We start from the raw sequence: 20,215 nt of genomic DNA, 5'->3' as shown, positions 1-20,215 counted from the left end.
GCGTTTGGCCCCCGAGTGTCGCCGGTCGCGCCGATGCTGGCAACCTGCGCCGAGCGGACTACCGGAGTACTCGGCTACCGGGGTGCGCGGGTCAGCCGGGACAGGGTCTCCGGCGACGGGGGCACCGCGCCGCGGCGCGCGCGCAGCTGTTCCCGGGCCCAGGCCACGTGTTCGCGCACGAGTTCCGACGGGTGGTCCGCACGGGCGGCGAGGGCGGCCTCCGCCTCCGGGGTTGCCGGGCCGTTGCCCAGGGCCACCGCGAGATTGCGCAGCCACTGCGGGTGGCCGATGCGGCGGACCGCCATGCCCTCGGTGCGGGCGAGAAAGGTGGCCTCGTCCCAGGCGAACAGTTCGACCAGGCTGGCGCTGTCGAGGCCGTGGCGGGCGATGAAGTCGGGTTCCGCCGAGACCTCGGCAAAGCGGTTCCACGGACAGACCAGCTGGCAGTCGTCGCAGCCGTAGATGCGGTTGCCGATCAGCGGGCGCAGATCCTCGGGGATGGAACCCTTCAGCTCGATGGTCAGGTAGGAGATGCAGCGCCGGGCGTCCAGGTCATACGGGCCGCGGAAGGCCTGCGTGGGACAGACCTCCAGGCAGGCGGTGCACTGGCCGCAGTGCTCGCCCGCCGGCTCGTCCACCGGCAGCGGCAGGTCGGTGAACAGCTCCCCGAGAAAGAACCAGGAACCGCTCTCGCGCGCGAGCAGATTGGTGTTCTTGCCGATCCAGCCGAGCCCGGCCCGGGCGGCCAGGGCCTTCTCGAGGATCGGGGCACTGTCGGTGAAGGCGCGATAGCCAAACGGGCCCGCCTCGGCCTCGATGCGGTGTGCGAGAGTGGTCAGGCGCTTGCGCAGCAGCTTGTGATAGTCGCGTCCCAGGGCGTAGCGGGAGATATAGGCGCGGTCCTGCCCGGCCAGCTGGATGGCCGGACGCCGGCTGGCCGGCGGGAAGTAGTCCATGCGGACACTGATGATGCGCTGTACGCCCGGGACCAGGGCATCCGGGGCGTGGCGCAGGGCCGCCCGCTCGGCCATCCAGCCCATCTCGCCGTGCGAACCCTGCGCGAGCCATTCATCCAGGTGCCGGCGATCCTCCGCGGGGACCTCGGCGGGGGCGATGCGCACGGCCTGAAAGCCCAACTCGCCGCCCCACGTACGGATACGTTCGGCCAGTTCGGTGCATTGGCGTGGATCGAGGCGCTGAGGCACGATTTGGCTTCCGCGACGGAGGTAATGGCGTGAATCATGAACCCGACCCACAAGCATTGACCAGCGCACTGTTCGACAACGCGGGCATGCGCGCCCTGGATGCCGCCGGTTTGGCCCTGCCCGGGATGGCGCCGGGCGAGCTGATGGAGCGGGCCGGCCAGGCCCTCCTGGACACCCTGCGCCGTCACTGGCCGCAGGCCCGTCGTATCGGCATTGTCTGCGGGCCCGGCAACAACGGGGGCGATGGCTACGTCCTGGCCCGGCTGGCGGCCGAGGTGGGGCTGGAGGTCCGGGTCCATGGCGGGCCGTCGCGGGCCCGCCCCGATTCCGATGGCCGCCGTGCCCACGCCCGCTGGCGTGATGGCGGGGGCGAAGTCCACACGCTGGAATCGTTCGACCCGGCGGCCGCGGAGGTCTGGGTGGACTGCCTGTTCGGGATCGGCCTGGAGCGCCCGCTGACGGATGCCTACGGCGCGCTGATCGAGCGGCTGAACACGAGCGGCGCCCCGGTCCTGGCGGCCGATGTGCCCTCGGGCGTGGACATCGACAGCGGCCGGGTTCTGGGACGCGCGGTGCGGGCCGAGCGCACCCTCACCATGATCGCGGACAAGCTGGGGCTGCATACGGGCCCCGCGGTGGACGTGGTCGGCGCCGTGGAGGTTGCGCCGCTGGACCTGCCCCCTGCGATCTTCGACGGCGTGGCCCCGGTGGCGCGCCGTGTCGGCCCCTCGGACTGGTCCCGGGGGCTGCCACCCCGACGCCCGGGGGCGCACAAGGGGGATTGTGGGCATGTGCTGGTCGTGGGCGGCGCGCCGGGGTATTCCGGCGCGGCCCGGCTGACCGCGACCGCGGCATTGCGCGCCGGCGCCGGGCGAGTGACCCTGGCCACTCACCCGGAACACGCGGCCTGGGCCAATCTGGAGCGCCCCGAACTGATGGTGCAGGGCGTCCGCGATGCGGGCGAACTGCAGGCGCTGATGCGCCGGGTCGATGTGGTCGCCGTGGGTCCGGGGCTGGGGCTGGACGCCTGGGGCCGGGGCCTGTGGCTGGCCGTGGCCGATGCCGAGATGCCCCGGGTGGTGGATGCCGATGCCCTGAACCTCCTGGCCGAGGCGCCGCGTCGGGCCGCGGACTGGGTGCTGACGCCGCACCCGGGCGAGGCGGCCCGCCTGCAGGGGACGGACCGCGCGGCGATCGAGGCCGATCGGCCGGGGCAGGTCCGGGCCCTGGCCGAACGCCTGGGCGGCGTGGTGCTGCTGAAAGGGGCCGGCACGCTGGTGGCGGCCGCCTCGGATGCCGGGCCGCTGGCCTGCGTGACCGGGGGGCATCCGGGCATGGCCACCGCCGGTAGCGGCGATGTCCTGACCGGCATCATCGCGGCGCTGCGGGCGCAGGGCGCGGATGCGCGCGGCGCGGCCGAGACCGGGGCGGCCTGGCACTGTGCCACCGCCCGGGTGGCGCGCGATCGTCTGGGCGGGGCCCGCGGCATGCTGGCCGGGGACCTGGCCGATGCCCTGCCGGCCGCCGCCGGGGGTGGGCAATGAGCGCGGCATCCGACCCGCTGGTACTGCCGCACCTGGAGGCCACCGAGGCGGCCGGGGCGGCCCTGGCGGCGCTGGATCACCCGAACATCGTGTTTCTCGAGGGGGATCTTGGCGCGGGCAAGACCACCTGGGTACGCGGACTGCTGCACCGGCTGGGGCATGCGGGTGCTGTGCGCAGCCCTACCTACACCCTGGTGGAGCCGTACCGGCTGGCGGATCGCGAGGTCCTGCACTTCGATCTCTACCGCCTGGGCGACCCCGAGGAACTGGAATACCTGGGCGTGCGCGAGGCCTTCGGGGGCGAGGGCCTGTGGCTGGTCGAGTGGCCGGAACGCGGTGCCGGCTGGCTGCCGGCGCCGGATCTGGTCGTGCGTCTGGCGCATCGCGCGACCGGGGAGGAAGGGCGCGAGCTCCGCCTGGAGGGCCCGCTCGCCGAGGCCTATCGCCAGGCCCTGCGCGACCAGGGCGTTGCCTCGTAAACCGCCTGTTGAGAGATCGCACCCAGGGGGAGCGGGCTCCAGAGTTGGTCCGCCACGCGCAAAATGCGCGATATCTCGCTCATAAAGAACGAAAATCGCTATTGCTTTTCCAGAAAAAGCGTCCACAATGTAGTCAGAACCCCTGATTACAAAGGGAATCGCCGTGGGCCAACCAACATTGCCGGATCTGCGCCGCCGCCAGCTGCTGCGCGCCATGACTGCCCTGGGGCTGGTCGGGATGCCGTTGCCTGCCCTGGCCCGTACCGGCGTGCAGCGGGTCCGCATGTCGGTGGATGGCGACACCACGCGCCTGGTGTTCGACATGGATGGCGAGGCCGAGTACTCCATGTTCCGCCTGCAGTCCCCCGACCGCCTGGTGGTGGACCTCGAAAACGCGCGGGCGGTGGAGGATCTGGCGGTCAGCGACAACCCGCGCTCGGCGATCAAGGCGGTACGCCATGCCGCGCGCAACGGCTCCGACCTGCGCGTGGTCTTCGACCTGCGCAAGCCGGTTGAGCCGCGCAGCTTCGTGCTGATGCCGGCGCAGGGGGCCCCGCACCGCCTGGTGCTGGACCTGACGGCCGGGGATGCCCCCGCGGCCCCGCGTGCGGCCGAGAACAACGGGTCCTCCCGCCGCGGGCGCTCACAGGAGAACCTGCGCGATGTCGTGGTGGCGATCGACGCCGGCCATGGCGGGCACGACCCGGGCGCGATCGGCCCGGCCGGCACCCGCGAGAAGGATGTGGTGCTGCAGATCTCCAAGCGCCTTGCCGAGCGCGTGGACAACGAGCGCGGCATGCAGGCGGTGATGATCCGCAGCGGTGACTACTTCCTGCCCCTGCGCGAACGCATCGAGCGGGCGCGCAAGGCAGACGCGGACGTCTTCGTCTCCATCCACGCCGATGCCATCGCCAATCGCAGCGTGCAGGGTTCCTCGGTGTACATGCTGTCCGAGCGCGGGGCCTCCAGCGAGGCGGCGCGCTTCCTCGCCCAGCGCGAGAACCAGGCGGACCTGAGCCTGGGCGGCGTGCCGATCAACGGCAAGGACGATTCCCTGGCCAATGTCCTGCTGGACCTGGCCCAGAGCGGCAGCCTGGAGGCCAGCAACACCCTGGCCGAGCGGATGATTGCGGAGCTGCATCGCGTGGGCAAGGTGCGCAAGCCGGAAGTGGAACGCGCCAACTTCGCGGTGCTGCGCTCGCCGGATGTGCCGTCGATCCTGGTCGAGGCGGCATTCATCTCCAACCCCTCCGAGGAGCGCAAGCTGCGCAGCGCCAGCTTCCAGAACTCGCTGGCGGATGCCCTGCTGACCGGCCTGCGTTCGTACTTCTCCACCCATGCCCGCCCGGGCACCCTGATCGCCGACGGCCAGCCGGACCAGCACATCATCCGCCCGGGCGAGACGCTCTCGGGGATCGCGGATCGCTACAGCCTGTCGCTGGCGGATCTGCGCTCCGCCAACAACGTGAGCGACGACCGCATCTACGCCGGGCAGATCCTGCAGATCCCGCGCGACTCGTAAGCCCCTTCGCCGGGCAACCTGTCACGTCTTGCGGGTATCGGCCAGTCGCCGGCTAGAGAGACGCTGATTGAATCGCACGTCCGCGCTCGAGTCGCTTTTGCGTGCGAACAAGGCGCGGTGACTGCCGTGCAGTCATTCTGCACAAGGGAGCCGCAACGCCGTGCGCACGCGAAAGCGGCCGAGCCCCTGCTTTCAATGGCTTGTGGGGTTGGTGCCCCCTGTTCCCCGATCCTGCGTTGCGCCGCTTGCGGGTAGAACCACTACCCGCTGCACGACGCGCCTTGTCTCGGAAAACAGGGGGCACCAACGCGGACGTGCGATTCAATCAGCGTCTCCCTAGGCACTCCGGCGCCGCCCCGGTTAGGCTAGGCACCCGGTTTTCTGTCCCCAGGTGTCGCCCGTGGCGATCGCAAAGCTTTCCGAACAACTGATCAACCAGATCGCGGCCGGCGAGGTGATCGAGCGCCCGGCCTCGGTGGTCAAGGAACTGCTCGAGAATGCCCTGGACGCCGGCGCGACGCGGGTGGACGTGCGTCTGGAGCAGGGCGGTGTCCGGCTGATCCAGATCAGCGACAACGGCAGCGGGGTCTATCGCGACGAGATGCCGCTGGCCCTTTCGCGCCACGCCACCAGCAAGATTGCCTGCATGGACGACCTCGAGGCCTTGCATACCCTGGGCTTTCGTGGCGAGGCCCTGCCGTCCATCGCCTCGGTCTCGCGGCTCTCGCTGACCTCCATGGTCGACGGCGAGCGCAACGGCTGGCGCCTGACCGGGGACGGCTCCGATGTCTTCCGCGAGGCCGCCCCGGCGTCGCACCCGGTGGGCACGACGGTCGAGGTGCGCGATCTGTTCTTCAACGTCCCCGCGCGGCGCAAGTTCGTGCGCACCGAGCGCACCGAATACAACCACTGCGAGAACGTGATCCGGACCCAGGCGGTCGCCTGCCCCGAGGTGGCCTTCAGTCTGCGCCACAATGATCGCGTGACCCTGGACCTGCCGGCCACCGAAGAGCCCGCCGAACGGGTGCGCGCCCTGCTGGGCGATGCCTTTCTCGAACATGCGACGCCGGTGGACGAGCAGCGCGCCGGGCTGGCGCTGTCCGGCTGGCTCGGTTCGCCGACCCAGTCCCGGGCCCAGCCCGACCAGCAGTTCTTCTTCGTCAACGGCCGCGCGATCCGCGATCGCGTGCTGGCTGCGGCCGTGCGCAAGGCCTATCAGGACGTGCTCTACCATGGGCGCCATCCGATGTTCGTACTGGACCTGGAGCTGGATCCGACCCAGGTGGACGTGAACGCGCACCCGACCAAGCAGGAGGTGCGCTTTCGCGAATCGCGCATGGTCCACGACTTCATCTTCCACAGCCTGCACAAGGCGCTGGCGGCCCTGCGCCCGGGGGACGCCGGGCATGCTGCCGCGGTGCCCGAGTCGCGTGGTGCGCCGGCCTTCGCAGGCCAGGAGGCGTCCCGCCCGGTACCGACGGACCGCCCGTTGTCCGGGCTCGGCGTGCCGGGCGCCGGTGGCGGGTATGGCGGGTACGCGCCACCCCGCGAACCGCGACCGGAGCCATACGGGCGCGATCCGGGCTTCGGTGCGGCCTGGGCCGAGTTCCGCGGGGCGTCGGCGGTGGCCGAGGCCCGACCAGCCGCCTACGAACAGCCGTCGGCCGCCGCGCCGACGGCAACCGCGACGGACCCGGATGCCGACTCCATGCCGCCGCTCGGGTTCGCACTGGGCCAGGTGGCCGAGACCTTCATCCTGGCCGAGAGCGCCCGTGGCCTGATCGTGGTGGATATGCACGCGGCCCACGAGCGCATCACCTACGAGCGCCTCAAGCGCGAGTGGGAGGGGGCGCGGGTCACCTCGCAGCCGCTGCTGGTACCGGAGACCCTGGAGGTCACCCCGGCCGAGGCGGAGCTGGCGGAGGAACGCGCCGACCTCCTGGCCGGGCTTGGCTTCGAGCTGGACCGGACCGGCCCGGAGGCCCTGACCCTGCGTGCGGCGCCGGCCCTGCTACGCGGACAGGACACCGCCCAGCTGGTGCGCGACGTGCTGGCCGACCTGGCCGCGGTGGGCTACAGCCATCGGGCCGAGGGCGCGATGAAAGCGGTGCTGGGCACCATTGCCTGCCACGGTTCCGTGCGCTCGGGACGGCGCCTGACCCTGCCCGAGATGAACCAGCTGCTGCGCGACATGGAGGCCACCGAGCGCTCCGGCCAGTGCAATCACGGTCGCCCGACCTGGGTGGAGCTGGACCACTCGGCGCTGGATCGCCTGTTCCTGCGAGGGCGCTGATGGCCGAACTGGAAGCGGGCCGGCCGCCAGTCGTGCTGCTGGCCGGCCCCACCGCGAGCGGCAAGACCGCGCTGTCGCTGGCGCTGGCCGAGGCCCTGGACGCGGAGATCGTCAGCGTGGATTCCGCGCTGGTCTACCGCGGCATGGATATCGGCACGGCGAAGCCCGACGCGGCCGAGCGGGCCCGGGTCCCGCACCACCTGCTGGATATCCGCGACCCGGAGGACACCTACAACGCCTCCGATTTCGCCCGCGATGCCCGCGCGGCGATCGACGCCATCCATGCGCGCGGCCGGGTCGCGCTGCTGGCGGGCGGGACGCTGCTGTACCTGCGCGCGTTGCTGGACGGCTTCGACCCGATCCCGCCGGTGCCGGACACGGTGCGCGCGTCCGTGCGCGCCCGCCTGGCGCACGAGGGTGCCGCGGCCCTGCATGCCGAACTGGCCCATGTGGACCCGGCTGCGGCCGCGCGCATCCATCCGAACGATCCGCAACGCATCCTGCGCGCGCTGGAGGTCTACGCGGCGACCGGGCGGCCGCTGTCGAGCTTCCAGCAGGGGGCGGCCGCGCAGGTCCCGGCCGGCTGGGTGTCCCTGGCCCTGTGGCCGGAGGACCGGGAACGCCTGCGGGCACGGATCGCCGAGCGCTTCGACGCGATGCTGGAGGCGGGATTCGTCGACGAGCTGATGGCCCTGACCCGGCGGCCCGGGCTGACCGCAGAGCACCCGTCGCAGCGGGCCGTGGGCTATCGCCAGGGCTGGCAGTGGCTGGCGGGGGAGTACGACTTTGCGACCTTTCGCGAGCGCGCCATCGCCGCGACCCGGCAACTGGCCAAGCGCCAGCTCACCGGTTTGCGGCGCTTCCCGCTGCATGCGCGGCTGAACGCCGAGCACGCAGATCTGTCGCAGGCCCTGGAGGCGTTCGGCGCGGCACGCACTACGCCGGCGACGGCGGTGACGTCCGGATAACGCCGGAGCGGGCGTTTAACGGCGGCCCGCAGCCGGTATGCTACGCTTCAGGTAGGCCGACCGGCGGGCCGGCAAAGAGTCGTTCGCGCGGCTCGCGAACCAATAATAACGATCAAGGAACGCACCGATGGCCAAAGGGCAAATGTTGCAGGAACCCTTCCTGAATGCGCTGCGCCGGGACCGCATCCCGGTCTCCATCTACCTGGTGAACGGGATCAAGCTGCAGGGGCAGATCGAATCCTTCGACCAGTTCGTGGTGTTGCTGCGCAGTACGGTCTCGCAGATGGTGTACAAGCACGCCATCTCCACGATCGTCCCGGCCCGGCAGGTGAACATGAATCTCGAGGGCGAGGCGGCCGCCTCCGCGGAGGCCGAGTCCTGATGAGGACGGGTCCCCGGCTTGTTTGAGCGTCCGGAGAGCGGCGGCGAGGCCGCTGTTGGCAACGCGGCCGTCCTGGTCGCGCTGAACATCGGGGACAACCCCGATATCGAGGCCCAGGTCCAGGAGTTCGACGAGCTCGTGCGTTCCGCCGGGGCCGAGATCCAGGCGGTGGTGCGGGGTTCCCGCGACCGGCCGCACCCGAAACTGTTTGTCGGGGCCGGCAAGGCCGACGAGATCCGCGAGGCGGTGGAGGCCACCGGCGCCGACGTGGTGATCTTCAACCACGCCCTGTCGCCCAGCCAGGAACGCAACCTCGAGGCCCACCTGAAGTGCCGGGTGCTGGACCGCTCGGGGCTGATCCTCGACATCTTCGCCCAGCGCGCCCGTTCCCACGAGGGCAAGCTCCAGGTGGAGCTGGCGCAGCTGCGCCACATGTCCACGCGCCTGGTGCGCGGCTGGACCCACCTGGAGCGGCAAAAGGGCGGGATCGGCCTGCGTGGCCCGGGGGAGACCCAGCTGGAGACTGACCGGCGTCTGCTGGCCGGGCGCATCAAGCATATCGAGCGGCGCCTGGAGAAAGTGGAGCGCACCCGTGAACAGGGCCGTCAGGCGCGCCTGCGCAACGAGATCCCCACGGTCTCGCTGGTGGGCTACACCAACGCCGGCAAGTCCACCCTGTTCAATCGCCTGACGCATTCCGACGTCTATCAGGCGGACCAGCTGTTCGCGACCCTGGACCCGACCCTGCGGCGCCTGGACCTGGCGCCGCACCAGTCACTGATCCTGGCCGACACCGTGGGCTTCGTGCGCGACCTGCCGCACGAGCTGGTCGCTGCCTTCAAGGCGACCCTGACCGAGACCCGCGAGGCGGCCCTGCTGCTGCACGTGATCGACGCCGCCGACCCGGAGCGCGCTGCGCGCATCCGCCAGGTCGAGGAGGTCCTCGCGGAGATCGGTGCCGAGGACGTGCCCTGCTGGCGGGTCTACAACAAGATCGACCAGCTGGAGAACCCGGCCGAGGATCCGGACGAGCGCTTCGGCCTGGCGGATGACGCCTTCTGGCTGTCGGCCCGTACCGGCGAGGGCGTGGCGCGCCTGGAACAGCGCCTGGCCGAGACCTTCACCGAGTCCATGACCCAGGGCTGGTTCGAGTTGCCGGCCGCGGCCGGTCGGCTGCGTGCCCAGCTCTACGAGGAAAAGGCCGTGGAGGCCGAACAGACCACGCCGGACGGATCGATCCAGCTCCGCCTGCACCTGCCGCAACGCCGCTTCGAACAGCTCTTCCGCGCCGCGGGCCTGGACCCGGAGACGACCCGCCTGGAACCCTGGGAGTCCGATACACCCGCGTAACCGAGTCGCGGCCCTCCGCGCCGATCGTCTCCTGCCGTCCGACAAGAGTCACCACCAAGACACGAAAAAACCAAGGGCAAAAGCAATCGACAGGAAGGGTGGAAGGTTAGAAGGCTGTTGATGGGATTGGCTGGACCCTCCCTGGCTACGGTCCGCCCTCAGTGTTTTTTGGGCTGCATTGATTCCTTCGGACCTTCCTGTCTTCCTGTGAAGCGCCTTTGACCTTGCCCTATGTCGTGGCTTCGTGGTGGATTCGGCCGGCGGGTGGACGAGGCACCCGTTGCGCAGACTCGCGTGGCCAGGAACTTTTGCGCTAATACCTGACCAAAATAGTCGGACATTCATGCAAAAGCCAACGCGAGGAGGTCCGCATGATATTTGAACGCTTTGTCGATCCCGGCCTGTCCCAGCATTCCTTCGTGGTCGGCTGTCAGGGCAGCGGCGAGATCGCCGTGATCGATCCGCAGCGCGACGTCGACGTATACCTGGAGTACGCCGAGCGCAACGGCTATCGCATCACCCGCGTGATGGATACCCACATCCACGCCGATTTCGCCTCCGGCGCCCGCGAACTCGCGGACAAGACCGGCGCCCGTCTGCTGCTGTCCGGGCACGATGCGGGCGAGCATTTTCAGGTGCAGTTCCCGCACGAGGACCTGGTCGAGGGGGATGCGGTCCAGCTCGGCAATGTACGCATAGAGACCCGCCATGTACCGGGGCACACCCCGGAACACCTGATGTTCGTGGTCTATGACGGGGCCCGCTCCGGCGAGGATCCGATCGCGATCATCACCGGTGACTTCCTGTTCGTGGGCTCCCTGGGTCGGCCGGACCTGCTCGGCGAGGAGGCCAAGCAGGCGCTGGCGCGGCAGATGTTCCACAGCGTGCGCGAGAAGCTGGCGGATCTGCCTGACGGGGTCGAGGTGCATCCGGGCCACGGTGCGGGCTCGGCCTGTGGCGCCGGGATGGCCGGTCGGCCGGTCTCCACGCTCGGCTACGAGCGTCGGACCAACCCGTACCTGGACCCGTCGCTGGACGAGGACGCCTTTGTGCACCAGCTGTTGAACGGGCTGCCGCCGATCCCCGATTTCTATCCGCGCAACAAGCGGATCAACTCCGAGGGGCCGAAGGCGGTGATCCCGCTGCCTGGCATGACGGCCCTGGACCCGGACGCGGTTTCGAGCCGTGCCGCCGCCGGCGAGGTGACGGTGATCGACCTGCGCGATCCGCTGGCCTTTGGGGGCGGTCATATCCCCGGGGCCCTGGGCATCGGCATCGACGGCGGTTTCGCCAACTGGGCCGGCTGGGTCACGCCGGACGATACTCCGATCGTGCTGGTGGACCGGAACGGGGATCCCGCGGTGATCGAGCAGGCCGTGCGCCAGCTGGTACGCACCGGCCGTGACTATATCGAGGGCTTTGTCCGCGGTGGCATGGCGGCATACGCCAGTGCCGGGCTGCCCCTGGCCACGCTTGCCCAGCTGGATGCCCCAGCGGCGCGGACCGCGATCGCCGACGGGCGCCTGCGCCTGGTCGATGTTCGGGCCGTCTCCGAGTTCGAGGCCGGCCATGCGGAGGCCGCGGTCAATCAGCCGGTGGCCGATACCCGCACCGGCATCCCCGGGATCGACAAGGCCGAGCCGGTGGCGGTGGTCTGCGGCAGTGGCTACCGCTCCACCGTGGCGGGATCCATCCTCCAGCGCCTGGGTTACCACCAGGTGTACAACGTGGTGGGCGGCATGCAGGCCTGGAACCGAGTGGATGCCAGCGGCGAGGGCGATCGCCGGGCCGCCTGATCTCCGGTGTCGCGCGGGCGGCAGGCGCCGCCCGCTTCCCCACGAAAAAAGCCCCGGGTCCTGCCCGGGGCTTTTTCGTGGGGCGCCTTGTTTCAGGCGTCGCCCTGGGCCAGGGTCTCCCGGTCGGCGCTGGCCAGGTACAGGGTCAGGGTCTCGCCGGCGCGGATGCCGTCGCCGTTCAGCCCGTTCCAGCGGCGCAGATCCCCGATGCTGACCTGGTGGCGACGGGCGATGGTCGACAGGGAATCGCCGGGGCGGACCTCGTACTCGACGCGCCGGCCATCGGGGCCACGCTCGGGATCGGCGCGCACGACCTTCAGCGTGTCGCCCGGGCGCAGGATCGCGTCCGGCTCCAGACCGTTGGCGGCGCGCAGCGCCCCGATGGACATGCCGGTGCGCTGGCTGATATGCCACAGGCTGTCACCCGGCTGGACCTCGTAATCCTCGGCGGGCTGGCCGTTGTCGCCGGCGACTTGTACCGGGGTGTCCTCGCCGGAGGCGCTGGCTGGCAGGCGCAGCGTCTGCCCGGCGCGGATCAGGTCGCCGTTCAGGTTGTTCATGTCGCGCAGCACCGCCACCCGGGTGCCGGTGCGTTCGGCAATCCGGCCCAGGTTGTCGCCCATGCGCACGGTGTACTCCCGGAACCGGATCAGAGGTTCGTCATCGCGTGTCTCCAGCGCGGTCTCGAGGACCGGAAGGGCCTCGCGCGGGACGAACAGGTGCTGCGCGCCGCCGGGATGGGTGGCGTGCCGGTGATAGCCCGGGTTGAGCTGCTTCAGGGTCTCGGTGTCCAGGTCGGCGAGTTCCGCGATCAGCGAGAAGTCCGCCTGGCGACCGGGTTCGATCATCTCCAGGGCCGGCTCGTTGGCAATGGGCGTGATGGCGATGTCGTGGCTGTCCGGGTCCAGGAACAGGTGGCGCAGGGCCAGCAGCCGCGGGATGTAGGCGGTGGGCTCGGCGGGCAGGTCCAGGCTCCAGTAGTCGGTGGGCTCGCCGCGTGCGGCGTTGCGGTCGATCGCGCGCTGGATGTTGCCCTGGCCGTAGTTGTAGGCGGCCAGCGCCAGGTACCAGTCGTCGAACCGGCGGTGCAGGGCCTGGAGGTAGTCCAGCGCGGCCAGCGTGGACTTGTAGACATCGCGGCGCCCGTCGTACCAGTGGTCGCGCGCGAGGTCGAAGTAGTCGCCGGTGGCCGGCATGAACTGCCAGATCCCGGCCGCGCGGCTGCGCGAGGTCGCCTGGGCGACGAAGCCGCTCTCGACGATCGGTAACAGCAGGAGCTCGGCAGGCATGTCGCGCGCCTCGATCTCCGACAGGATGAAGTAGGCGAAGGGCTCCGCCCGCCGAGTGCTGTGTTCGATAATGCGCGGGTGGTCGCGGTAGTGCTGGATGTAGCGCTCCACGCGTTCGTGGTCCAGCGCATCGTTGAAGCCGAAGCCCAGGCGCGCGCGCTCCCACAGGTCATCCGTCTCGGCGGCGCGCTGTGCGGCGTCGCGGCTCTGGCGTTCCATCGCGGCCTGCACATCCTCGGTGGTGCGCGGTTCCACGATGGGCTGATCCGCCGCCGAGGTATCCAGCGTGCGCTCGGAGTCGTGTAGGCTACAGGCAGAGGCGAAGAGTGCCGTCAGGCCCAGGGTCATGGCGGTGGTCAGCCGCGAGTGGAGGCGTAGTTTCATGGCGCTGGAGGATAAACCAGAGATGGGGGATCACCAAGACCCGTTCCTGAACTGGTTGGCGCACTGGTACGCCCAGCCCCAGGGGCGCAGGGTCCGCGAGCGCTTTCTGGAACGCATTCGTCGCTACGGTGACCCGGGCCCCGGCGACCTGGCCGTGGAGCTGGCCCCGGTGCCGATCCTGGAGGACAGCGACGCCCTGCAGGCGCCGCTGGTCCGCATTGCCTCGACGCATCCGGTGTTGCGCATGGATCCGGAGGCCTGGCCGCTGGAGTCCGACTGCGCCCGGCGCATCGTGCTGGCCCATCCCTGCGCGCAGAGCGACCATCCGGAGGCGGTTGTGGCCGAGGCGGCCCGCGTGCTGGAACCCGAGGGGCGCGTGTTTCTGCTGGAGGGCAACCGCCTGCAGCACGTTGGGCGCAACGGCGTGCGCGCCTCACCGGTGCCCGAGGGACTGCGCCGGCGCCAGTATCGCGAGCTACTGGAGGCGGCGGATCTGGAGGTCCTCGATCAGTGGAGCCTGAGCCTGCTCCCGCCGGGGCTGCCCGCCGCCTGGCAAAAGCGCCTGGCGACCATGGACGCCTGGACCCTGCGCGGCCTGCCACCGCTGGCCAGCATGATCCTGACCGTCGCCCACAAACGTGTGGACATGCCCCTGCGCCCGGCACAGCGGTTCCGCTTTGCGATGCCCAACCCCGCGATGCGGCCGGGGCTGGTATCCTCGCGCACCGATCATTCCGGAGCCCGCCGAACGCATGGCTGACGAACGTGTGTACATCTATACCGACGGGGCCTGCCGCGGCAATCCCGGTCCCGGCGGCTGGGGCGCGATCCTGCGCTTCGGTGGGCGCGAGCTCGAGCTCTACGGCGCCGAGGCGGAGACCACCAACAACCGCATGGAACTGACCGCCGCCATCCGCGCGCTGGAGGCCCTGAAACGCTCCTGCAAGGTGGAACTGGTCACGGATTCCAAGTATGTGAAGCAGGGCGTGACCGAGTGGCTGCCCGGGTGGAAACGGCGCAACTGGAAGTCCGCCAGCGGATCCCCGGTCAAGAACCGCGACCTGTGGGAGGCGCTGGACGCGCAGGCCCAGCGTCACGATATCGAGTGGTACTGGGTGCGCGGCCACAGCGGCCATCCGGAGAACGAACGTGCCGATGAACTGGCCAATGCGGGCATCGACGCCCTGCTGGCCGGTGAACCGATCGAGAACTGAGGGGTAACGCGATGCGCCAGATCGTGCTGGATACCGAGACCACGGGCCTGGAGCCTGCCGACGGCCACCGCATCATCGAGATCGGCTGTCTGGAGCTGGACAACCGCCGTCCGACCGGGCGCAAGCTCCACGAGTACCTGCAGCCGGACCGCGAGATCGACGCCGGCGCTGTCGAGGTCCACGGGATCACCAACGAATTCCTCGCCGACAAGCCACGCTTTGCCGACGTGGCCGGTGAGTTCGTCGATTTCATCCGTGGTGCGGAACTGATCATCCACAACGCGCCGTTCGATGTCGGCTTCATCAACCATGAACTGCGTCTGCTGGGTGATGCGGCGCCGGCGACCGAGGTGGCCGAGGTCTGCACCGTACTGGATTCGCTGGTGATGGCGCGGCGCATGCATCCCGGGGCGCGCAACTCCCTGGATGCGCTGTGCAAGCGCTACGAGGTGGACGGTTCCGGGCGCACCCTGCACGGGGCGCTGCTGGATGCCGAGCTGCTGGCGGATGTCTATCTGGCGATGACCGGGGGGCAGGTGGCGCTGACGCTGGATGCCGGGGGTGACGGCGACGCCGCGGCCGGGCCCGTCCAGGCGCGGCGTTCGGGCAAGCCGCTTCCGGTGATCGAGCCGACGCCGGAGGAGCAGGCGGCGCACGAGGCGCTCCTGCAGACCCTCGACGAGGCAGCCGGCGGCACCTGCCGCTGGCGCGCCAACGCCTGATTCCGTCGTCCGGCGGCGGAGCTGCTCCGGCCTTCTGGTGCCTTCGCTCGGCCGCCTGCCCTGTTGTGGCTAGGTCTGGTTCAGCATCGGGTGTTTACGGTGGCTTCTGTCCGCATACTGCCCGGCGCTGACTCGCCAGCGCGCCGCGAGGTCCTTCTTTGCTCGTGCAAAGAAGTACCCAAGAAACACGCCCGACTGCCGCGACCCCGGCCCGCTGTGCGGGCCGGGGTTTCCCTCGCTCCGAGGCTTTTCGCGGGCGGCGCTGAACTCGCTACGCTGCGCTTCGCTCAGACATCCAGCGCCTTTTCTCCCGCGAAAACCCTCTCCGCTCGGCGCGACGACAACGGGGAGGCAGGTCCAAACAACGGCCGTCCCGATGGTCTTGCCAGTGGATGAAGGCTAGGTCTTCGCACATCTTGGGCACGCTCGGCCCTCGGCCGTTGCGTGCCGCGCCCGCGCAGCGGGCGCCGGGGGCTTTCGGACGGCGTTGCCTATGGTTAGGCGCAAACGTGGGGACACGTTCGGTTTTGACCTTCGCCTCCCGTATGGAGCCCCTTGCGGAAGGGTTCTCGGGCCGGGAGAAGGCGCTGGATGTCTGAGCGAAGCCGAAGGCGTAGCGAGTTCAGCGCCGCCGGCCCAGCGCGTCCGGAGCGAGGTTCCCGGGCGAAATCCGGGTGCCCTTCTTTGGGCACTTTCTTGGGCAAGCAAGAAAGTGCCTCGGGGCGCGCTGGCGAGTCAGCGCCGGGCAGTATGTGGACCGGAGCCACCGTAAACACCAGACGACGAACCAGGACCAGCCACCACGAGGCAGGCGGCCGGACGAAGGGACCGTAAACGGCGAGGGATGGGGCCGGGGCGACCGGCGCGAGCCGGAACGGGGACGGCGGGCGGGGTGCCGCGGCGTTAGTTGTGCTTCAAAATCCGCGCCCGCTCGCGCTCCCAGTCCTTGTCCTTCTTGGCGGCGCGCTTGTCGAATTCCTTCTTGCCCTTGGCCAGCCCGATCTCGAGCTTGGCGCGGCCACGCTTCCAGTACAGGGCCATCGGTACCAGGGTGTAGCCCTTGCGTTCCACCGCGCCGACCAGGCGGTTGATCTCGGAGCGGTGGAGCAGCAGCTTGCGCGTGCGGCTGGGGTCGGGGTTGATATGGGTGGAGGCGGTGGGCAGCGGGGTGACGTGGGCCCCGAACAGGAAGGCCTCGCCGTTGCGCAGCAGCACGTAGGCCTCGCTGAGCTGCGCGCGCCCGGCGCGCATGGACTTGACCTCCCAGCCCTCCAGCTCCAGCCCCGCCTCCAGGCGGTCCTCGATAAAGAAATCGTGGCGCGCCTTGCGGTTGAGCGCGATGGTGCTGGAGTTGTCGCCGCCTTGTTTCTTCTTCTTTCCCATAACCCGCGCAGTGTACTGCAGGCGGCGCGGCGAAGCAGTCGGCATGGGCCTGCATCCGTGGTGAAAGTTGAGCCTGAGGACCCGCTGCCCCACAATTCCGGCGGACTCGGCGACGCGCTGTGCGCCCGGGCCCGGGCGCTGCCCGGGCGCGATGGCCGCGCACACGCCTTCCGTCTCCGCTCACAAAGGAGCCACTGATGCCTGCCACGACCTCGATCCACGGGCAATGGACGACCCGCCTGGCCTTCATCCTGGCGGCCACCGGTTCGGCCGTCGGCCTCGGCAATATCTGGCGCTTCCCCTATATCGCCGGCGAGAACGGCGGCGGGGCCTTCGTGCTGGTGTATCTGGGCTGCATCCTGCTGATCGGCCTGCCGGTGATGATGGCGGAGATCCTGCTGGGGCGGCGCGGGCGCCAGAGCCCGATCAACACGATGTCCGCCCTGGCGCGCGAGGAGGGGCTCACGCGCGCCTGGGGGATGATCGGCTGGATCGGGGTCCTCGCCGGGTTCCTGATCCTGTCCTTCTACAGCGTGGTGGCCGGCTGGTCGCTGTCGTACGTCTTCAAATCGGGCACGGGCGGCTTCCTCGGGCTGGACGCGGACGGTTCCGAATCGATGTTCGGCAACATGCTGGCGGACCCGGAGGCGCTGCTGGCCTGGCACACCATCTTCATGGTGATGACGGCGATGGTGGTCGCGCGCGGGGTGCAGTCGGGCCTGGAGAAGGCGGTGACGATCCTGATGCCACTGCTGTTCGTGATGCTGGTGGTGATGGTCGGCTATGCAATGGTCGAGGGTCAGTTCTTCGCCGGCCTGCAGTTCCTGCTGTATCCCGATTTCTCCGCGCTGTCGGCGAATGCGGTGCTGCTGGCGATGGGCCAGGCCTTCTTCACGCTCAGTCTCGGGATGGGCGCGATCATGATCTACGGCAGCTACCTGCAGAGCGAGGCGTCCATCGCGCGCACCTCGGCGGCGGTGGTCGGGGCGGATACCCTGGTGGCGATCATGGCCGGGCTGGCGATCTTCCCCATCGTGCTCGGGGCCGGGCTGTCGGCCGAGCAGGGGCCGGGGCTGATCTTCGTGACCCTGCCGCTGGCGTTCGCCGATATGCCGGGCGGACTGTACTTCGGCACCATGTTCTTCGTGCTGCTGGTGTTCGCGGCCTGGACCTCGGCGATCTCCATCATCGAGCCGGCGGTCGCCTTCCTGGTCGAGAACATGGGTCTGACCCGGGTGATGGCGACCGCGATGATCGCCATCGGGGCCTGGTTCCTGGGGATTGGCGCGCTGCTGTCGCTGAACGTCTGGTCCGACTACACCCTGTTCGACATGGGCATCCTGGACCTGCTGGACTACGTGACGGCCAACATCCTGCTGCCGCTGGGCGGCTTCCTGATCGCGATCTTCGTGGGCTGGCGGATGACCGAGCGCTCGGTGCAGTCCGAGCTGCGCATGAAGCACCCGGCTCTGTATCAGGTCTGGTACTTCCTGGTGCGCTTCGTTGCTCCGGTCGCGATCCTGTTTGTCTTCCTGCGTGCGGTGGAGTTGATTTGATGGCCTCGAGGATTCGCCGCTACGCGGATGTGCCCTACACCCAGGAGCAGATGTTCAATCTCGTGAACGACGTCGATGCCTATCCGGAATTCCTGCCGGGCTGTCGCAGTGCGTCGGCGCGCCCGCGCGGCGAGCACGAGGTGGAAGGCACGATCGAACTGGCCAAGGGCGCGTTGCACAAGTCATTTACCACCCGCAATACCCTGAAACGCCCGGAGAGCATCGACATGCGCCTGGTCTCCGGGCCGTTCCGGCGACTGCACGGGACCTGGACCTTCAGCCAGGTGGAGGGCGGCAAGACCCGTATCGCCCTGGAGCTGGAATTCGAGTTCGCCAACCGCATCATGGCCTTCGCGATCGGGCCGGTATTCAACCAGATTGCCAATTCGCTGGTCGATGCCTTTGTCCAGCGCGCGCGCGAGGTCCACGGTGCCGGATAGTCCCGTGGCCCCGGCCGCCGCGGACGGCATGATCCGCGTGGAGGTGGCCTATGCGCGGCCCGACCGCCAGGTGATCCTGCCACTGGTGGTGCCCGAGGGCACCACGGTGGATACCGCGCTGCGCCAGTCCGAGATCGAGCTGCAGTTTCCGGAGATTGATCTGGAGAATGCGAAGGTCGGGATCTTCGGCAAGATTACCCGGCGCGACACCGTGCTGCGGCCGCGTGACCGTATCGAGATCTACCGTCCGCTGATCGCGGACCCGAAGGAGGTGCGCCGCCAGCGCGCCGGAAAGGGGCGCAAGAAGAAGCCGGGCAAGGGCGATGCGGAAGCCGGGGGCGAATCGAAGAAGGACGCAGGGCCGGAGAACGCGGAGGAATAGCGAGAGCCCTGTGAGCCCGCGGCACTTCGGGGATGCGGGCGAGCGTCAGTCGTTGTCCATGTCCACCGGGTGCTCGTCCAGCGCGACCGGCTGCGGGATGTCGGCATCCACGTGGCTGACCACGCCGTTCGCAAAATGCACTGTGACCCGCTGGCGCTCGGTCGCCCCGAAGCCCGGGCGGCGGTAGTAGACGTAGTCCCAGCGCTCATCGGCGCGGAAGGCGGGCTCCAGCTGGGGCGACCCCATCAGGAAGCGGACCTGCTGCGGCGTCATGCCGGGCTGGATCTGCGCCACCTGGACGGGGTCGATCACGTTGCCCTGTTGTACATCCAGACGGAACTGGTTGAGGCCGCCGCAGGCGCTCAGCAGGCTTGCGGCCACGGCGATAGAAATGAGAATCTTGATCATCTGAGCGGGCGGTCCTCGGCGTCTGGTGGGCCGTGAACGCGCATGGTACACCAAAGCGTCCCGCCGCTCTCAAGCGGATCGGACCGGGAAAACAGGCAATGGAAACCAGTAATCTCAAGAAGGCGGGACTCAAGGTCACGCTGCCGCGGATGAAGATCCTCGAGATCCTCGAGACTTCGGAGACCCGGCATCTGACGGCCGAGGCGATCTATCGCGAGCTGCTCGAATCCGGCGAGGAGATCGGCCTGGCCACGGTGTATCGCGTGCTGACCCAGTTCGAGGCGGCCGGGCTGGTCTGTCGTCTGCACCTGGAGGGCAATCAGGCGGTGTTCGAGCTGGAGCGTGGTGGCCACCATGACCATATCGTGTGCAACCAGTGCGGGCGGGTCGAGGAGTTTTTCGACGAGACGATCGAGCGGCGCCAGCGCGAGGTGGCCCAGCACCACGGTTTTTCCATCAAGGATCATGCCCTGGTCCTGTACGGCGACTGTAACGACCACGCCTGTCCCCACCGCCCGGCCTGACCGCTATCGGGGTTTTACTCACCGCGGACCGGCTGGCACCGGTTCCGCCGCGGGTGTGCAGTAGCTTCCGATTCGGCTGCTTGCCTTTTCCTGATTAGCGACGAGAGTCAGCCAGGCTCACAGGGTGAGCCACCCCCGGGCGTACGCTGAGGCTACACAGCGAGCGGAGGGTGCCACCATGGCGCAGAATCGGATTCAGTTTCAGCCGGGGATGTCGTTGCCGGCATTCATCGCCCAGTACGGCACCGAGGCCCAGTGCGAGGCGGCGCTGGAGCGGGCCCGATGGCCGGACGGCTTCCGCTGCCCGCGTTGCGGGTGCCAAGCCCACTGCGTCCTGCACGGCAGCCCGCGCAAGATGTTTCAGTGCAGCGCCT

General features: G+C 69.3%; 21 protein-coding genes. 17 read left to right on the top strand and 4 right to left on the bottom strand.

The window, feature by feature from the left end; all coding sequences use genetic code 11:
- Positions 1-74 precede the first annotated feature (74 nt).
- Positions 75-1,205 (bottom strand): tRNA epoxyqueuosine(34) reductase QueG, encoded by a 1,131-nt coding sequence (queG, locus tag D106_RS0109750; protein ID WP_018879912.1) that lies wholly within the window; start codon positions 1,203-1,205, stop codon positions 75-77.
- A gap of 56 nt (positions 1,206-1,261) precedes the next feature.
- On the opposite strand from queG, the gene D106_RS0109745 reads away from it, so the two are divergent.
- From D106_RS0109745 to D106_RS0109710, 8 genes are all read left to right on the top strand, one after another.
- Positions 1,262-2,749: a bifunctional ADP-dependent NAD(P)H-hydrate dehydratase/NAD(P)H-hydrate epimerase gene (locus D106_RS0109745; protein ID WP_018879911.1), complete on the top strand. Its 1,488-nt coding sequence runs from the start codon at positions 1,262-1,264 to the stop codon at positions 2,747-2,749.
- Positions 2,746-3,228 (top strand): tRNA (adenosine(37)-N6)-threonylcarbamoyltransferase complex ATPase subunit type 1 TsaE, encoded by a 483-nt coding sequence (tsaE, locus tag D106_RS0109740; protein ID WP_018879910.1) that lies wholly within the window; start codon positions 2,746-2,748, stop codon positions 3,226-3,228. The genes D106_RS0109745 and tsaE overlap by 4 nt, the downstream gene beginning before the upstream one ends.
- A 214-nt stretch (positions 3,229-3,442) precedes the next feature.
- On the top strand, positions 3,443-4,750 hold the full coding sequence (locus D106_RS0109735; RefSeq protein WP_051077457.1) for an N-acetylmuramoyl-L-alanine amidase: 1,308 nt from the start codon (positions 3,443-3,445) through the stop codon (positions 4,748-4,750).
- A gap of 400 nt (positions 4,751-5,150) precedes the next feature.
- A complete protein-coding gene (gene mutL, locus D106_RS0109730) occupies positions 5,151-7,043 on the top strand; it encodes a DNA mismatch repair endonuclease MutL (RefSeq protein ID WP_018879908.1) in 1,893 nt (630 codons plus the stop codon).
- Positions 7,043-8,011 carry a tRNA (adenosine(37)-N6)-dimethylallyltransferase MiaA gene (gene miaA / locus D106_RS0109725; RefSeq protein ID WP_018879907.1) on the top strand — a complete coding sequence of 323 codons (969 nt, stop codon included), beginning with the start codon at positions 7,043-7,045 and terminating at the stop codon, positions 8,009-8,011. Before mutL ends, miaA begins: the two co-directional genes overlap by 1 nt.
- A gap of 127 nt (positions 8,012-8,138) precedes the next feature.
- Positions 8,139-8,393 carry an RNA chaperone Hfq gene (gene hfq, locus D106_RS0109720; RefSeq protein WP_018141991.1) on the top strand — a complete coding sequence of 85 codons (255 nt, stop codon included), beginning with the start codon at positions 8,139-8,141 and terminating at the stop codon, positions 8,391-8,393.
- Between the two features lie 18 nt (positions 8,394-8,411).
- Positions 8,412-9,743, top strand: coding sequence for a ribosome rescue GTPase HflX (gene hflX / locus D106_RS0109715; RefSeq protein WP_018879906.1), 1,332 nt, complete (start codon positions 8,412-8,414; stop codon positions 9,741-9,743).
- Positions 9,744-10,114: 371 nt separating this feature from the next.
- Positions 10,115-11,539, top strand: a complete 1,425-nt coding sequence (locus D106_RS0109710) for a rhodanese-like domain-containing protein (protein WP_018879905.1) — start codon at positions 10,115-10,117, stop codon at positions 11,537-11,539.
- A gap of 92 nt (positions 11,540-11,631) precedes the next feature.
- Here D106_RS0109710 and D106_RS0109705 read toward each other — a convergent pair whose 3' ends face one another.
- A complete protein-coding gene (locus D106_RS0109705; protein ID WP_026280509.1) occupies positions 11,632-13,212 on the bottom strand; it encodes a LysM peptidoglycan-binding domain-containing protein in 1,581 nt (526 codons plus the stop codon).
- Between D106_RS0109705 and D106_RS0109700 the strand changes: the two genes are divergently transcribed.
- The 4 genes from D106_RS0109700 to D106_RS15280 all read left to right on the top strand — a co-directional run bounded on the left by D106_RS0109700 (position 13,211) and on the right by D106_RS15280 (position 15,747).
- Positions 13,211-13,972: a hypothetical protein gene (locus D106_RS0109700; protein ID WP_028485091.1), complete on the top strand. Its 762-nt coding sequence runs from the start codon at positions 13,211-13,213 to the stop codon at positions 13,970-13,972. The genes D106_RS0109705 and D106_RS0109700 overlap by 2 nt on opposite strands.
- On the top strand, positions 13,965-14,426 hold the full coding sequence (gene rnhA, locus D106_RS0109695; protein ID WP_018879904.1) for a ribonuclease HI: 462 nt from the start codon (positions 13,965-13,967) through the stop codon (positions 14,424-14,426). Before D106_RS0109700 ends, rnhA begins: the two co-directional genes overlap by 8 nt.
- Positions 14,427-14,437: 11 nt before the next feature.
- The gene (gene dnaQ, locus D106_RS0109690; protein ID WP_018879903.1) at positions 14,438-15,148 is read left to right on the top strand and encodes a DNA polymerase III subunit epsilon; all 711 of its coding nucleotides are present in this window, start codon (positions 14,438-14,440) and stop codon (positions 15,146-15,148) included.
- A 392-nt stretch (positions 15,149-15,540) separates the two neighbouring features.
- Complete coding sequence (locus D106_RS15280) at positions 15,541-15,747, top strand: hypothetical protein (protein WP_081620076.1); 207 nt, start codon at positions 15,541-15,543, stop codon at positions 15,745-15,747.
- Positions 15,748-16,051: 304 nt separating this feature from the next.
- On the opposite strand, the gene smpB is transcribed toward D106_RS15280, so the two are convergent.
- Positions 16,052-16,531, bottom strand: a complete 480-nt coding sequence (gene smpB / locus D106_RS0109685) for an SsrA-binding protein SmpB (protein WP_018879902.1) — start codon at positions 16,529-16,531, stop codon at positions 16,052-16,054.
- 197 nt (positions 16,532-16,728) lie between these two features.
- On the opposite strand from smpB, the gene D106_RS0109680 reads away from it, so the two are divergent.
- From D106_RS0109680 to D106_RS0109670, 3 genes are read left to right on the top strand one after another with little or no spacing between them, the layout of a single operon-like run.
- The gene (locus D106_RS0109680; RefSeq protein WP_017940349.1) at positions 16,729-18,087 is read left to right on the top strand and encodes a sodium-dependent transporter; all 1,359 of its coding nucleotides are present in this window, start codon (positions 16,729-16,731) and stop codon (positions 18,085-18,087) included.
- Positions 18,087-18,527, top strand: a complete 441-nt coding sequence (locus tag D106_RS0109675; RefSeq protein WP_018879901.1) for a type II toxin-antitoxin system RatA family toxin — start codon at positions 18,087-18,089, stop codon at positions 18,525-18,527. Before D106_RS0109680 ends, D106_RS0109675 begins: the two co-directional genes overlap by 1 nt.
- Before the next feature lie 28 nt (positions 18,528-18,555).
- Entirely contained in the window at positions 18,556-18,909 is a 354-nt protein-coding gene (locus D106_RS0109670; RefSeq protein ID WP_051074742.1) for an RnfH family protein, read from the top strand.
- Positions 18,910-18,954: 45 nt separating this feature from the next.
- Here D106_RS0109670 and D106_RS0109665 read toward each other — a convergent pair whose 3' ends face one another.
- Positions 18,955-19,317, bottom strand: a complete 363-nt coding sequence (locus D106_RS0109665; protein WP_017940352.1) for an outer membrane protein assembly factor BamE — start codon at positions 19,315-19,317, stop codon at positions 18,955-18,957.
- A gap of 98 nt (positions 19,318-19,415) precedes the next feature.
- On the opposite strand from D106_RS0109665, the gene fur reads away from it, so the two are divergent.
- Positions 19,416-19,841 (top strand): ferric iron uptake transcriptional regulator, encoded by a 426-nt coding sequence (gene fur, locus D106_RS0109660; protein ID WP_017940353.1) that lies wholly within the window; start codon positions 19,416-19,418, stop codon positions 19,839-19,841.
- Positions 19,842-20,019: 178 nt separating this feature from the next.
- A partial coding sequence (locus D106_RS14280) for a transposase (protein ID WP_018879900.1) occupies positions 20,020-20,215 on the top strand: 196 nt, incomplete at its 3' end.

Origin of the sequence: Thioalkalivibrio sp. ALE9, from assembly GCF_000377445.1 — a bacterium.
Taxonomy (GTDB): domain Bacteria; phylum Pseudomonadota; class Gammaproteobacteria; order Ectothiorhodospirales; family Ectothiorhodospiraceae; genus Thioalkalivibrio.
Note: the sequence above shows the minus strand (reverse complement) of the source record. Positions and strands in the feature narration are given on the sequence as shown.

Bases quoted from the DNA above. Each gene is read 5' to 3' on its own strand.
- D106_RS0109675 (WP_018879901.1), top strand. From the start codon at position 18,087: ATGGCCTCGAGGATTCGCCGCTACGCGGATGTGCCCTACACCCAGGAG.
- D106_RS0109680 (WP_017940349.1), top strand. From the start codon at position 16,729: ATGCCTGCCACGACCTCGATCCACGGGCAATGGACGACCCGCCTGGCC.
- D106_RS0109700 (WP_028485091.1), top strand. From the start codon at position 13,211: ATGGCGCTGGAGGATAAACCAGAGATGGGGGATCACCAAGACCCGTTC.
- fur (WP_017940353.1), top strand. From the start codon at position 19,416: ATGGAAACCAGTAATCTCAAGAAGGCGGGACTCAAGGTCACGCTGCCG.
- smpB (WP_018879902.1), bottom strand. From the start codon at position 16,531: ATGGGAAAGAAGAAGAAACAAGGCGGCGACAACTCCAGCACCATCGCG.
- dnaQ (WP_018879903.1), top strand. From the start codon at position 14,438: ATGCGCCAGATCGTGCTGGATACCGAGACCACGGGCCTGGAGCCTGCC.
- D106_RS0109670 (WP_051074742.1), top strand. From the start codon at position 18,556: ATGATCCGCGTGGAGGTGGCCTATGCGCGGCCCGACCGCCAGGTGATC.
- rnhA (WP_018879904.1), top strand. From the start codon at position 13,965: ATGGCTGACGAACGTGTGTACATCTATACCGACGGGGCCTGCCGCGGC.
- D106_RS0109705 (WP_026280509.1), bottom strand. From the start codon at position 13,212: ATGAAACTACGCCTCCACTCGCGGCTGACCACCGCCATGACCCTGGGC.
- hfq (WP_018141991.1), top strand. From the start codon at position 8,139: ATGGCCAAAGGGCAAATGTTGCAGGAACCCTTCCTGAATGCGCTGCGC.
- D106_RS15280 (WP_081620076.1), top strand. From the start codon at position 15,541: ATGAAGGCTAGGTCTTCGCACATCTTGGGCACGCTCGGCCCTCGGCCG.
- D106_RS0109710 (WP_018879905.1), top strand. From the start codon at position 10,115: ATGATATTTGAACGCTTTGTCGATCCCGGCCTGTCCCAGCATTCCTTC.
- tsaE (WP_018879910.1), top strand. From the start codon at position 2,746: ATGAGCGCGGCATCCGACCCGCTGGTACTGCCGCACCTGGAGGCCACC.
- miaA (WP_018879907.1), top strand. From the start codon at position 7,043: ATGGCCGAACTGGAAGCGGGCCGGCCGCCAGTCGTGCTGCTGGCCGGC.
- D106_RS0109665 (WP_017940352.1), bottom strand. From the start codon at position 19,317: ATGATCAAGATTCTCATTTCTATCGCCGTGGCCGCAAGCCTGCTGAGC.
- D106_RS0109735 (WP_051077457.1), top strand. From the start codon at position 3,443: ATGACTGCCCTGGGGCTGGTCGGGATGCCGTTGCCTGCCCTGGCCCGT.